The sequence below is a fragment of the Spiroplasma endosymbiont of Ammophila pubescens genome (assembly GCF_964020965.1).
Taxonomy (GTDB): domain Bacteria; phylum Bacillota_I; class Bacilli_A; order Mycoplasmatales; family Mycoplasmataceae; genus Spiroplasma.
This window is the reverse complement of the sequence record NZ_OZ026611.1, coordinates 350,787-364,929: the sequence shown is the minus strand read 5'-3', so window position 1 is coordinate 364,929 and position 14,143 is coordinate 350,787. Positions and strand designations below refer to the sequence as shown.

General features: G+C 20.0%; 17 protein-coding genes and 1 pseudogene. 11 read left to right on the top strand and 7 right to left on the bottom strand.

The window, feature by feature from the left end; translation table 4 throughout:
• Positions 1 to 122 precede the first annotated feature (122 nt).
• The 5 genes and pseudogenes from pstB to ABNT63_RS02260 form a co-directional block, all read right to left on the bottom strand.
• Positions 123 to 935 (bottom strand): annotated as a pseudogene (pstB, locus tag ABNT63_RS02280) (phosphate ABC transporter ATP-binding protein PstB).
• Positions 936 to 1,181: 246 nt separating this feature from the next.
• Positions 1,182 to 1,448, bottom strand: a complete 267-nt coding sequence (locus ABNT63_RS02275; protein ID WP_348736242.1) for a hypothetical protein — start codon at positions 1,446 to 1,448, stop codon at positions 1,182 to 1,184.
• Positions 1,449 to 1,703: 255 nt separating this feature from the next.
• Positions 1,704 to 2,093: a hypothetical protein gene (locus ABNT63_RS02270; protein ID WP_348736241.1), complete on the bottom strand. Its 390-nt coding sequence runs from the start codon at positions 2,091 to 2,093 to the stop codon at positions 1,704 to 1,706.
• Positions 2,094 to 2,183: 90 nt separating this feature from the next.
• On the bottom strand, positions 2,184 to 2,672 hold the full coding sequence (locus ABNT63_RS02265) for a hypothetical protein (RefSeq protein WP_348736240.1): 489 nt from the start codon (positions 2,670 to 2,672) through the stop codon (positions 2,184 to 2,186).
• 24 nt (positions 2,673 to 2,696) lie between these two features.
• Positions 2,697 to 3,002 carry a UPF0236 family transposase-like protein gene (locus ABNT63_RS02260; protein WP_348736239.1) on the bottom strand — a complete coding sequence of 102 codons (306 nt, stop codon included), beginning with the start codon at positions 3,000 to 3,002 and terminating at the stop codon, positions 2,697 to 2,699.
• Between the two features lie 621 nt (positions 3,003 to 3,623).
• Between ABNT63_RS02260 and ABNT63_RS02255 the strand changes: the two genes are divergently transcribed.
• From ABNT63_RS02255 to ABNT63_RS02225, 7 genes are all read left to right on the top strand, one after another.
• The gene (locus ABNT63_RS02255) at positions 3,624 to 6,509 is read left to right on the top strand and encodes an ankyrin repeat domain-containing protein (RefSeq protein ID WP_348736238.1); all 2,886 of its coding nucleotides are present in this window, start codon (positions 3,624 to 3,626) and stop codon (positions 6,507 to 6,509) included.
• 53 nt (positions 6,510 to 6,562) lie between these two features.
• Positions 6,563 to 7,189, top strand: a complete 627-nt coding sequence (locus ABNT63_RS02250) for an OTU domain-containing protein (protein ID WP_348736237.1) — start codon at positions 6,563 to 6,565, stop codon at positions 7,187 to 7,189.
• A 78-nt stretch (positions 7,190 to 7,267) separates the two neighbouring features.
• Positions 7,268 to 7,648 carry a hypothetical protein gene (locus ABNT63_RS02245; protein WP_348736236.1) on the top strand — a complete coding sequence of 127 codons (381 nt, stop codon included), beginning with the start codon at positions 7,268 to 7,270 and terminating at the stop codon, positions 7,646 to 7,648.
• 85 nt (positions 7,649 to 7,733) lie between these two features.
• On the top strand, positions 7,734 to 7,928 hold the full coding sequence (locus ABNT63_RS02240; protein ID WP_348736235.1) for a hypothetical protein: 195 nt from the start codon (positions 7,734 to 7,736) through the stop codon (positions 7,926 to 7,928).
• 183 nt (positions 7,929 to 8,111) lie between these two features.
• Complete coding sequence (locus ABNT63_RS02235; protein ID WP_348736234.1) at positions 8,112 to 8,936, top strand: phage distal tail protein domain-containing protein; 825 nt, start codon at positions 8,112 to 8,114, stop codon at positions 8,934 to 8,936.
• A 52-nt stretch (positions 8,937 to 8,988) separates the two neighbouring features.
• Complete coding sequence (locus tag ABNT63_RS02230) at positions 8,989 to 9,660, top strand: hypothetical protein (protein WP_348736233.1); 672 nt, start codon at positions 8,989 to 8,991, stop codon at positions 9,658 to 9,660.
• A 912-nt stretch (positions 9,661 to 10,572) separates the two neighbouring features.
• Positions 10,573 to 10,743, top strand: a complete 171-nt coding sequence (locus ABNT63_RS02225; RefSeq protein ID WP_338955876.1) for a hypothetical protein — start codon at positions 10,573 to 10,575, stop codon at positions 10,741 to 10,743.
• Between the two features lie 58 nt (positions 10,744 to 10,801).
• Here ABNT63_RS02225 and ABNT63_RS02220 read toward each other — a convergent pair whose 3' ends face one another.
• Complete coding sequence (locus ABNT63_RS02220) at positions 10,802 to 10,999, bottom strand: hypothetical protein (protein ID WP_348736232.1); 198 nt, start codon at positions 10,997 to 10,999, stop codon at positions 10,802 to 10,804.
• A 243-nt stretch (positions 11,000 to 11,242) separates the two neighbouring features.
• On the opposite strand from ABNT63_RS02220, the gene ABNT63_RS02215 reads away from it, so the two are divergent.
• Genes ABNT63_RS02215 through ABNT63_RS02200 form a run of 4 tightly spaced genes read left to right on the top strand, consistent with a single transcriptional unit; the run spans position 11,243 to position 13,538 of the window.
• Positions 11,243 to 11,863, top strand: a complete 621-nt coding sequence (locus ABNT63_RS02215) for a hypothetical protein (protein ID WP_348736231.1) — start codon at positions 11,243 to 11,245, stop codon at positions 11,861 to 11,863.
• Entirely contained in the window at positions 11,863 to 12,228 is a 366-nt protein-coding gene (locus ABNT63_RS02210) for a hypothetical protein (protein ID WP_348736230.1), read from the top strand. Before ABNT63_RS02215 ends, ABNT63_RS02210 begins: the two co-directional genes overlap by 1 nt.
• Positions 12,218 to 12,418: a hypothetical protein gene (locus ABNT63_RS02205; RefSeq protein WP_348736229.1), complete on the top strand. Its 201-nt coding sequence runs from the start codon at positions 12,218 to 12,220 to the stop codon at positions 12,416 to 12,418. The genes ABNT63_RS02210 and ABNT63_RS02205 overlap by 11 nt, the downstream gene beginning before the upstream one ends.
• A 13-nt stretch (positions 12,419 to 12,431) precedes the next feature.
• Complete coding sequence (locus ABNT63_RS02200; RefSeq protein ID WP_348736228.1) at positions 12,432 to 13,538, top strand: hypothetical protein; 1,107 nt, start codon at positions 12,432 to 12,434, stop codon at positions 13,536 to 13,538.
• A gap of 302 nt (positions 13,539 to 13,840) precedes the next feature.
• On the opposite strand, the gene ABNT63_RS02195 is transcribed toward ABNT63_RS02200, so the two are convergent.
• On the bottom strand, positions 13,841 to 14,143 hold the full coding sequence (locus ABNT63_RS02195) for a lipoprotein (RefSeq protein ID WP_348736227.1): 303 nt from the start codon (positions 14,141 to 14,143) through the stop codon (positions 13,841 to 13,843).

Below are 14,143 nucleotides of genomic sequence, written 5' to 3'. Positions count from 1 at the left end.
AATATTGCATACTTACAATATATTTTACAACCTATGGAGTCAATTTGCAAGAAAATTAGAAAATATTCAAATTAAAGGTTACTTTATCATCAAAATAGAACCAAATAATAAATTTAATCTTTTTAACCAAAACGACCTGTAATATAATCTTCTGTTTTTGATTCACGAGGATGAGAAAACAATAATGCTGTTTTATTATATTCTATTAACTGTCCCATTCAAAAAAATGCAGTATAATCAGAAATTCGTGCCGCTTGTTATAAAGAGTGCGTTACAATAATAATTGTAAAATTCTTTTTTAAATCCAAAATTAACTCTTCAACTTTCGCAGTTGCAATTGGATCTAATGCACTTGTTGGTTCATCCATTAACAAAATTTCTGGCTTTAACGCAATTGCACGAGCAATACATAATCGTTGTTGTTGTCCTTCTGACAAACTTAATGCTGAATCCTGCAAATTATCCTTAACCTCATCTCATAATGCGGCTTGTCGTAATGATGATTCCACCGTTTGGTCGAGAATTCTTTTATCAAAAATTCCTAAACTTTTTAATCCAAAGGCAATGTTTTCATAAATTGACTTTGGAAATGGATTCGGTTTTTGAAAAACCATTCCAATTTTTGTTCGCAATGAAATAATATTTTGATGATACTGATAGATGTTTTTACCATTATATATAATTGCACCATTAACTCTTGTACCTTCAATTAAATCATTCATTCGATTAATTGCTCGTAACAAAGTTGATTTTCCACATCCTGATGGTCCAATTAAAGCTGTTACTTTGTTTCGCAAAATATTTAAGTTAATATTATTAAACAATGCTTGTTTGGTTCCAAAATTATAATAAAAATCAAATTTTTCAATTCCTAAAACAGTATTTTTTTGTAACGAAATTGGATTTTTTAATAATGTATGTTGATGTTGATTTATTAAGCGGCGAAAAATTTTTTTAAATCATTCTTTAATTTTATTGTTAAAAGATTTTGTTGTTTTTGTTATCATAAATTTGTTCCATTTCCTCTTGTAAATTTTGAATCTTTTGTTCTAAAGCGCTAATTGATAGCTGATAATTATCCTTCTTTTTCTGCTGATGCGTATTTGTTAATTGGGTTTTTAATTTTGTTAACTTTGTTTGATATTCTTTTAGTAATTGATTATCGTAATCTATTAGTTTTGTTATGATGTTCTTAACTTTTTTTGAGTTATGTGAATTTTTTTGAAGTCGTTTTTTCCAAGCATTTTTTTAGTTAGCAAAGAACCACAATAACATTTAATTAAAATACTAATTGTTATTCACCATTTTGGTTGGTGATTATTTTCAAATAAACCAATAACTTTAACAAAAATATTTAAGACTAATACAAATAAAATAATAATAAAAGCTAAATGATGAATAATATGATTTGTTAATTCAGTTAGTGAAACTTGGAGTTCATTAGACACAACTAATAATAATCCTGATTCATTAACTAATTGAAAAACTTTTGGTCGTATAAAAAATTATAGGGTAACTTATATAATTTAAGAAATTAGAACGCTTTAAGCATTCCACTTACACTATTATTTTAAACCAAACTATTTTATTGTCAATATTTATCTCTTATATTTTTTATTTTTATTATTTTTGCACACTAAAAAATAATTTTTATTTATTTAACATCTTTAAAAATAATAAATTAAAAACTAAATACTTAAATTTTAAACTTTAAGAACTTCAACTAAATTATTTTTATTAATTACAATATTTTTCATTTCTTTATTATTTTTCATATTCGTTTCACTATTAGTTTTAATCATTGAAGCAGTTAATAAATTATTAAAAGTTAATTTATTATAAATTTTGCCTCCTCTACCTTTAACACTTTTTGCTTTCGAAATATCACCTTCCATATGACAACCAATATTATTAGAAAGAATTTGATTACGAATACCTTTTTCATTATTTTTAATATATTTAATTGTTTTTAATAAATAACTTCGTTTATTTCCAACAATATATGGCAAAAGAGAATTTAATAAATCTAATAATTCATCATATTTGCCATTATAAAAATAGTGTTTTGCTACATTATATTTTATTTCTTGCATTTTATTTCTTTTTCGATATGATCATAAATGTTCAAATTTTTTAACTAAATGATACTTATCTAAACTTACATCAATAATATTATTTTTAAATTATTTCGCAATAGCATTAGCTATAGTTTCAATATAATTTGCACCATCACCCAAAACTAAAATCTTTGTATCTTTTTTAATATTATAACTATGCATTGCTTCAATAACTTTATTTGTAAATACCTTAATATTAGTTAAATTTTTAATTTTATGTGGAATATTATTCATTTCGAAAACACCTTTTTTATTTTCAATTACTGGTCTTTTTTTAGTTGATTTTTCCTTATCAAACCCAGTATGTATACTAGAAATTAATATATGTTCTTTTAATTTTTCTTTGGTTTTATCATCTCGCATAATTTGAAATGTACCATCCGCTTGAACATATATAGTATCTCCAGTAATATCTATTTTATTACTTTGATTAATATGAATATAGTCAATTTTATCTAAATAAACATTCTTATAAATATTTGATATTGTCATATTACTAACTTTTGAATCCGCAACTGTATCTATAACATCACTATATCTTTTTCCATCACCCATAAATAATAATATTTTTTCTCGTAATTAATTTTCTGTTCTTTGTCATTTTTCAATTCCCAAATATTCGTCTAACAAAAAAACAGATACATTTCTTTTTAAAATTTCATCAAAATAATAATATCTTCTTCGAGGAATAGTTACACGGCATTTTTTTGTTATTATAGTTTTATTTCTTTTTTCTTTTATTTTATATTTTTGATATTCTGGATTTTCTTTTGTCATTTTAAACAATTCATCATCTGTTTCAATCAATTTTTTAGTAATATCTTCAACATATTTTTTATCATTTTCTTCTTCAGCGTCTTTAAAAAAATCGATATTTGTAATCATTTTAGCATTTCCATCTTCTAATTATTATCAAATAATACTCACACACTAACTCTACTTTAAATATTTGTCAAATTAATTTTATAAAAAAAATTAATATAATAACCTTATTTTTATAGAAAGAATATGATTTTAATAAAATATACATCAAATTAAAATACACTTTTATTAATAAGTATGATATTGCCATTAAAATATAATACTAAAAAGAGAGAATTAAAATTATTTATACATATTAAGATTTTAGGAAATAGTCAACAAAAAGTTGGATTTATTATTTATAACATATAAATTTTTAATTTTTATTTGGTGTCTTGTTTGTATCTTTATTTTTTCTTTAATTTTGTAGAAAACTCTTTTCTACAAAATTAAAATATTTTTTTGATGATCACACTTACCACAAATTTTACAATACACATACATAAAAAAATACCCCTTTTGAATTATGATACTTAATTTAATAATTTTAGTTTATCAAAATAAAAGTAATTTTAAAATACAAAATTATTTATTTAATGGAAGATCACAATATAAAATTGCCATTTGTTTCCTAATATTATTACAATAATAATCATTCTATTTTTCCTATTCTTTCTAAATATAGATGTCTTGCATATATATATAATGTCAGTAGAAATTGAAAAAAATATTCAAGGAAGAAAGAAAATAAATAATATGAAAAAACTTTTAGGATTATTAGGAACAATTATGATAACTGGAAATGCAATACCATCAGTAATTGCAGCAGCACCGAATAGAAAACACAGTATTAAAAAAAGACAAAATAACGAAAATACCTCAACTACTCCAAAAATGCAAGATGAACAACAATCTCAATTTTTAGCAATTTCAGATAGTAAAGTTTATATTATTGAAAAAGAAATTACTTTAAATAAAAATTATTCTGATAATATTCAAAAAATGTTACAAGAACTTATTGATGAAAATTATATTGATCCGTTAAGAAGTATCAATATGGGTGGACTTATAAGTAAAGAACTTGATAATAAAACAATTATTTCTAAATTAGAAGAATTAGAACCAAAAATGGCTGATTGATTTAAAAAACAACAAAATAACAAAGAAAAAATATTAATATTAACATTAAAAAATAGTGATAATAAAAGTATAAAATTAGTAATTAATTTAAATAACTTTTACTTATTAGGATTTATTAATAATCAGAATCAATATTTTTATTTTGATGATGAACTTTTAGAAAAAATAAAACAAAATAATCAAAATGAAATTACTGAACTAGAAAAAATAAAAACTGATTTAGAAAAACTTAATAAATTAATCAAAGAAAAAAGCAAAGATAAAGCCGAAAAAGAAAGCTTAGAATGAAAAATTAAGGAAAAACTTAATAAATTAAAAGAATTAGATAAATTAAAAGAACAGGTAAAAATTGAAAAAGATCCAGAAGAAATAAAAAAAATTGAAAACAATATCAAAAATATTAACAAATTAATTAAAAAAGAAATTAATAAGGCAAAAGATTTAAATAAATTAAATAAAGAATTAATTGAAGCAAGAAAAACAAAAAATAAACAACAAATTGATGAAAAAAATAAAAAAATAGAAAAATTAAAAGAAGAAATATTAATATTTATTCCTTCTGTAAATTATAATAATTATAAAGAATATTTAGATAATAAAATTAAAAATTTACAAGGTGAAGGTTTAAAAATCGAGGAAATAAAAACTAAAACTATAAATAAAAAAGTAGCAGAAAAATATAATTGTCAAAAGATTAATTTAAATTATACAGGGGCATATACAAAAAATGGTTTAAATGTTATAAAAAAAGAACAAAATAATAAACATTTTTTTGAAGAAATTAATATTTCTCAAGATATTTTAAATAATGCAATTAAAAATTTAACAAAAGTTGATAATGAAAATAAACAAAGTCAAGAAATTAAAAATGATTTAGTAAGAATAATTTTTATTACAAGTGAAGCTATGAGATTTCAATGTGATGAAAAAACTTTAGAAATTTTTGCAAATGTTAAAAATATTAAAAAATTAGAAGAAATAATGGCAAAAAATAAAAATATAAATATGAATATATTAACTGAAATTCAAGAAAAAGTATTTAAAAATAATCAAACAATTAATTGAAAAAAATATATAGATAATGAAATAGAATTACTATGAAATTGAGGTGAATATTCAGAACAGATAAATAAATTTAGAATAGAAATTTGAGAACAATTAATAAAAGAAAAGAGTATTAATGATTTTTTTTATAAATTTAAAAATGAAATTAACGAAATATTAATAAAATCAGAATCAGAAATAATAAATGAAAAAATGATAGAAATAATAAGTTTATTTGAAAAAACATGAGAAAATGAAAAAGAAGAAATTGACAAAATATTAAAATTAGAAAGTAATTTTAATGAAAAAGAAATATTTTATAATGTTAATAAAATATTAAAAGCAAAAAAAGATGTTGCTAATTCTCTAAATAATTTATTAAAATTAATAAAAAACAATATTAAAAAAGTATTAGAAATAATAGAAAAATTAATTGATAAATCAGAAAATAAAATTTTTGTAGAAATAAAAAGAGATATTATAAATAGATTAGAACTGATATTGGGATTACACTATAATAAAAAAATTATTTCTTTTAAAAGAAAAATTAACTTTAAAATAGAATCTCCTCTTTTATTTATTTTAGATTTTAATTGAGCAAAAAATCAAATTAAAAAAGTAAAAAATGAAATAAAAAAAGATAAAATACTTGTTTTTAATTTTATTAATAATGATACTTCTCTTTTATTTTCTTCTATTCAAAAAAATAATTTAGATATTATTAAACTATTAATTAAATTAAATATTAATGAGATAACAATAAATAGTTATTTTTTAAATATTTTTACACCATTATTGTTAGCAGTTCAAAATGATTCTATAAACATTATAAAAGAATTATTAAAACATCCTAAAATTAATGTTAATATTACAAATGAATATGGTGATACACCCCTAAATATAGCATCATCAAAAAATAATTTAGAAATTGTCAAAGAATTATTAAATAATCAAAATTCAAAAGATAAAATTAAAATAAATGAATCAAACCAACAAAAAGGAGTACCTTTATTTTATGCAATATATAATAATAATTTAGAAATTGTAAAATTATTAATTAAGAAAGGGAAAGAATTATACAAAGATAAAAAATTTGAAGAATTTATTAATGCAAAAAATAATTTAGGTTTCAACCCTTTATTTGTTGTGATAAAAAATGACGATCTAGAAATTGTAAAATTATTAATTAATAATGGTGGTGATGTCTATGCAAAAAATAATTTAGATATTAACCCCTTAGATTATGCAAAAAAGTATAAACAAATAAAAATAATAAATATTCTAGAGAAATTTATTGAACTAAATAAAAAAATAAATATATGTAAAAATATTTTATTAAAAGAAGATTTAATACAAAAGCAAAAAACAAAAATTGAAAACAATTTGCAAGAAACCCAAAAAAAATAAAAACATTATTACAACCAACATATGAATATGATGTTCCAGCAGATGGAAGTTGTTTGTTTTGATCTGTTGCAACAGCTTATTTATTGCCAGTAAGAAATAATAATGAAGAATTTAAAAACCGATTTATCCAATTATTTGGTGAAGAAAATTTAAAATATTTACAACTTATTAAAAAATTATTAAAGCAATATGATTTAGAAAATAATAGAAATTTAAATCAATTATGATATCAAAATCAAATAGCAAATAATTTAGTAACAAATGTGTTTCGTAATCGTGTTGTTGATTATATAAGAGGTAATTTAGACAATCCAACACAAATAAATTCACAGATAAATCAGATTGAAACTTTTCGCAGTGCAATTCAGATAAGCGAAAATGAAATTAATATTAATAATTACTTAGAAAGAATGAGACAATCCTCATCGTGGGGTGGACAACTTGAAATTTTAGCGATTGGTAATTTGCTAGGTTCTAATATTAATGTAAATAATAGAAACATATTTGAAACAAATAATCCAAATGTAAACTTACAAATATTTCATGTAAATGAAAATCATTATAATTTTATTTTGTTACAAAATACAAATGAAGAAAATATTATAAATTCAAAAGAAAAAAATACAGATATACAAAAACAACAAAAATTAACAGAAGCAGAAAAATCAAAAGAAATATAACAATTTCAAATAAATCTACTGGAAGTAATAATAACAATATACCTATACCTTCAGTAAAAAAACCAATAAACATAAATATTGCAAATTCACAAGAAACAACAACTAAAAAAAACAATAAATAAATATAATTCTCTATCAAAAGAAGAAAAACAACAAAAATTAAATGAAATCAATCAACATTATCAATCATTACCCGAAAATGAACAAAAAGCATTTAAAGATAAATTAAGAGGTGTTGGTTTAGGACTTACTTCTACAGGAATTTCTGGTACGGGAATTTTAGGAATTTCAAAAATGACTGGCATATCACCAATAAAAGGTTTTTCAAATACTGCTAATTATATCAAAAATAGTTTATCAACCACTCGTGCTGTTGTTTCATTAGAAGCGGGTGAAGCAGTAGAAATGACTCCGCTTTTATCAGAAAGTACCTTTATTAGTCCAAAATGAAGAATTTAAAGAATTATTAAAAGAATTAGGGAATATTTGTAAACAATTATTAATTCCAGTTATTGAATTACTTAAAAATTTATTTCAAGCATTAATGCCAATTTTAAAACCAATTTTTACATTATTTAATGGATTAGCATCTATTTTTGCTAAGATTGGAAAAGCAATTATAACTTTTTTAATACCTCCATTTAATTTTTTAATTAAAATTTTAAATAGTATTATATGACTAATAAATAAAGTATTAACAGGGCTAAAATATTTAACATTTGGATTAGTAAATATTTAAATCTCATCATTACCAGAAATTCAAAAACCAGCATTACAACAATCAACTCTTAATACAAAAAATATAAATAATAGTAATACATTTAATAATAATTTTAATATTTCAAATAATATGGATATTGAAGAATCAACAAATCAAATACTTAGACAAATAGGAAATAAAATAAATAGGAGTTAACATTTTATGATAGTTAGAACATTTAAAATAAAAACAAGTAATAATGAAATTATTGACTTACAAAATACTACTGATATATTAACCATTTCTTTTAATAATCTTGGCATTGGTTTTAATAATTCTTTTTTAAATGTTAAAAATAACTTTATTTTAGAATCAAATAAAAAAATATTAAATGAATTATCCTTAAAATTATTATTTATAAACCCTAACGCATATCAAAAATATCGTGATTTTATTGAAAAAATAAAATATGAACTTGCTAACTCTGAATCATTAAAATTAATTTATGGTGTTACATATAATAATAACTATAATGAATATTATTGTGATGTATATATTAAAAATATCGGTAAAAATGAATTAAACCAATTCAATAATTTAGAAATTGATTTTATTTTAGAACAAGTTTCTAATTGAAAAAAAGAAATTCAAATTGAGTGAGAATTAATTATTGATACAAGTGGCGGAAAAAAATATAATTATAAATTTGGAGCATTTAAATACACAAGTATTTATGATCAAACAAAGAAAATAAAAAATAATAGTGATTTACCAGCAAAAGGCGAAATAATCATAAATTGTGCATCAATAAATCCACATATAAAACTTCTTAAAGATAATAAAGAAATTAGCGAATGTAAAATTTATGAAAAAATTAAGGAAAATGAAGCAATTATTATTAATACAACTATCGAAAATCAAAAAATTATAAAAGTTATTAAAGATAAAAACAATAAAATTAAACAAGAAATTAATATTTACGAAAAACAAGATTTTAATTTAAATACATTCTTTACAATACCAATAGGAGAATATAAAATTAAATAATTTAATGATCTACCAACATCAAAATTAGCAGGGAGTTTAGAAATAAAATACTATGAAGAATATTTATCAGTCTAATTATCTTAATATTAATATTTTTTCACAAATTAATTTAAACTTTAAAGATAATAGCATTGTTGAAAAGTATAATATTTATGAAGATATTTATGTTTTACAAGTTTCAAAATTTATATTAAGTAAAAATAATATAAACGCCATTATTGGGGATTATGTTTATATAACTAATGATATTAATCAAAAAATATATTTAGGAATAATAACAAATATCGAAAATATTAAAGAAAATAAATCTTGCATAGTTAGTTGTAAACCAATAATTGGTATTTTTGATTTTAAAATATTAGTTAAAAATAGTATAAATAAACCTATTTGGAACGGATTAAATACAATTTTTTATAATTATTTTAATCAAGATAGTTTTTTAAAGGAATTTTGAAAAAATAACTTAATATGAACTAATAAATCAAATAATAGCAAATATACATTTATACAAGATAATCAATCAGAAGTAAGTTTTTTTGATTTTTATAAAATTATTTATAACCAAACAAGAAATTATTTATCTTTTGAATTAGATATTAAAAATAAAAAAATTAATATAACTTTTAATTCACAAAATAACGAAAAAAATTATTTAAAAGATAACATTAATGATATTTATAATTTAAAAATAGATTATTTTACAAACAAGCAATCAATAAGTTAAATATTTACGATGAAAATAATAATTTTAAAGAAAATTGATATTTACTTAAAAATAATGAAATTATTAATAATAAAAAATTAGAAAATTTAAATAAAATTTTAAATATTTGAAATAATAAAATTTCATCAAAAACAATACAAATTCCAATTGAAAATAAAAAAATAACATTAGAATTAATTAAAAATGCTCCAATTGGTACTAAAATTACAAAAATAAATGATGAAGAATTTTAATTTATAAAAATAGAAAATAAAGAAAAGCCCATAGAAAATTGACTTTTTTCCATATCTGATCATTGGAATGAAGAAAAAGTTTTTCAATTTATATATAATGCTAATGTGCTGGGAAAAAAATAATAATTTATTATCAAAACAATGAAAATAATTTAAATAAAATAGCAAAATATAGCATTTTTAATTGAAATGAATTTTTAGAATTAGAAAAATTTACAACAGAATCGCAAACAGAATTAAAAAATTTAGAGGATGTTAAAAAATATATTGAAAATATTAAAAATAAAAAAGATATTAAAAATAGAATTTTACCAATTATAAATAAAACTGCTAAATTAGATAAAAAAATTAATATATTTGATTATGCTAAACAAGAATTACAACAAAGCAAATATTCACATGTCATTGAATTTGATATTAATAAAAATACAAATATTTTAGATTTAAACAAAATAAAATTAGGCGATAAATTTATTCTATATTTTAATAACAAAGAATGTGAAACAATATTATCCGCAATTCAATATGAAAATAACAAAAATACCATTCATTTAGTATTCGGAAAAGCAATAATTAATTTTATTGACATGTTAAAAACAAAAAATATTTAATTTTAATAGACAATTTTAATTAATGACGGTATCATCGTCATGTAAATTAAAGAGAAAGGAGTAAATATATGAAAATTAATGATTTAAAAATAAAAAAAATCAATGACTCAAATGAAAAAGGCTATTTTAATGTTGAAAAAAATTATAATAAGGTTAAAGACTCAATATCAATTTCCATAACAGTTAATAATATTGATGATGCTATTGAATTTTTAGAAATAAGTAAAAAAATAGTTTAATTTAAACTATTTTTATTTATAAATATAAAATACTAACAAGTAATTAATATTATTTTTTTTAACTCCTATTTATTTTATTTCCCATACATCTACACACTTTGTTTGTTAATGCTTCTATATCTTCAAGTTCAGATAATCTAGTATTTGTATCATTTGTATATTTTTTAAATTCTTCTTCTAATAAAAATATTCTTTCTTTTAATTCCTTATTTTCTTTTAAAATTAAATCTAAATTATTTTCATTATTTTTATTCATATATTTTTCACCTCCTTAATTTAATTAAAAAAGAGTGAAAGTCTTATTCACTCTTACTTGAAAAAATTATTAATTAATAATACAATTTATAGTAGGAATGATAGTGTCTTTATCATTCTTTTATTTATTAAATTAATATAATAATATCATATTTTTTTTTAGACAATTTTAATTGTCTTTTTTTATTTGACATTATATTTTAATGACGGTATGATGACACACGACCAAATGAGGTGAATAAAGTTGGCAGTTGTAGGAAAAACATTTAATAATTATAATATTGAAGCAGTAGATGACGCAAACATACAAAATTATTTTTTATCAAATAACACAGAAAACAAAGTGGGAATTATTAAAAACAATGAAAAAGTACTTTATACGCAAAATAATAACAAAATTATTTTTAACCAAAACTATATTTTAATTTATGGCAGACTATTAGAAATTGAAGAAAATACAGAAATAGAATTAATTCAACCCAGCAATCCAAATGAAACTTATTACGGATATGTAATAATAAAAGTTAATTTAGGACAATCTGATCCAGTTAATTTAGAAATTAAATACAATAACGGCTCAAGTCCAAATTTACAAAATGACAATCTAATTAATAAAGAAAATGGCATTTATGAAATAGCATTAATCAGTTATCAAGCAACATCAAATAATATTACAAATATTAAAGAAGTAATAAATTACATTAAAACAGACCAGTTAATTAAAAATATAAATGAAATTAAAAATTTTAAACAAGAATATGAAAAAATAAACAATGAAATTAGTAATGCTGATCAAAAATCAAAAGATGTAGAATTGAGAATAAATAGTCAAATTAATAATATTAAAAGGAGATTTAATGTTTAATGGAACAAGTCCTTGAAATTATTGCAATTATATTATCAGTATTTACTGGTGGGGGTGCTGGCACGATGGCAATGTGATTAAATAAGAAAAATAAAAATATTAAAGAACAAAATGATAATTTACAAAAAGAAAATGAAAACATTAAAGGAGAATTAAAAACAATCAACAAAGAAATAACAAATATACAAAATATAAATAATATTTACATTAAAGAATTTAATGAATTAAAAAGCGAAATTCAATTATCCATTTTACGAATTGAAACAAAACTAGATATTATGACTGTTAATTTCAACAACAAATTATCAAATAACAACGAAATAAATATCAAACATAAACAAGGAGATAAGAAAAATGAAAAATAAAAAAATTAAACTATCCTTTTTAAAAATACTATACTGAACTATTCACGGATTAACATTAGGAATACCTGCATTATTAGCACAATTTAATAAATTACTAATTAAATTAAAAGATAAAATTAAAAAAGAATGTGATCAATTAGATGATGAAAAAATAGAAACAATAATCAAAAATGATGATGACACAAAATAAAGGAAAATAAAAAATGGGAATTAGAAAAATAACATTTGATAACGGCGATATTATTTTAGCAAAAGACCAAGCAATATTATACGATTTATTATTAAAACAACAAACAAAAACACTTTTATCTAATGGTGAAACTATATACCAAAATTCAACTGGTTTTTTAATTCAAAATGAAAATGAAAAATTAAAATATACATATAAAAATACAGTTTATGGTCTTGAATTAATTTTTAATACGCAATTATATTTAAGTGTTTGTGGCCGTATTATTAAATTAAAAAAAGATACAAAATTACTTGTAGATAAAAATTATGTAGCAAATAATGAAAATTATTATATTGTAGTTAGAGTTGATTTAAATAAAGAAGCAAAAATAATTAATGGTGAATTAAAAGAATTTGGCAATCCCATCGAAATAAAAATAATTAACAATGTTTCGAAATTAATCCAAGATAATTTAAACCAAAAACCAAATGACGGTATTTATGAATTTCCATTAATAAGTTTTAAAGCAAAATTTAAAAAAGATATTTATGATCTTGAAACTATTGAAAATATCAAAGATGAAAGTAAATATTTATTGCCACTTTTAATGGAATCAAATCGCAACCCATCAAAACTATTAACAATCACCCAAAAAATTCAAGAAGAAAAAGAACTATTACAAGAAAAACAAAACCAACTAAAAGATATTAAACATTATTTAACAAATTTAGAATATAGAAAAACGAAAGAATTAAATGAACTTGAAGAATATATTAAAAACCAATTAAGAAAATTTAAAAAAGTTTATGAAAATGAAAAACCTTTTGATACAGTTGATAATAAATATTATTTTGTTGTGTGGCGTGGCGATAAAAATGATAATTGAAGAATTGCAAAATTTAAAAATGATAATATATATATAAAAATAGATGAATATAATAATTTTTGGGGAATTCGTAAAGCTTTTGTTAATAATTATAGCGATGGAATTGTTATAAATAAAATAAAAGATAATCAAGAATTAAGATATAGAATTTGGCCTAATAATGATTATTTTAAAGCAGTTTATCGTTGAGAAGGTGAAGGTGAGCCAAATATAAAAGGAAAAAATGTATATTTTTTTGATTTAATTAAATAAATTATATTAATTTTTATAATCTATTTTTTTGTTATTAACAAAAAAAGAATAAGTCCTTATTTATAAAACTATATTCTTTTATTTTTTTTATTTTACATATATATAAAATTATTTTTTTAGTTTTTAATTTCGCCATCACTGTTAATTTTTAACATTGGTGGTTCATTTTTCCCATCTCAACGATAAACTGCTTTAAAATAATCATTATTAGGCCAAATTCTATATCTTAATTCTTGATTATCTTTTATTTTATTTATAACAATTCCATCGCTATAATTATTAACAAAAGCTTTACGAATTCCCTAAAAATTATTATATTCATCTATTTTTATATATATATTATCATTTTTAAATTTTGCAATTCTTCAATTATCATTTTTATCGCCACGCCACACAACAAAATAATATTTATTATCAACTGTATCAAAAGGTTTTTCTTGTGGTGCTATTCATTCTAATTTATTGCCATTTATAATTTTGCTGTTTTTCTCTTTTAATTCTGCTAATTTTTCTGATGTTAATGCACTATTATCGCATGCAATTAAATTGCTACTTCCGTTAGTAATTAAAATAATTACACCTATTATACTAAGTAATTTTTTCAT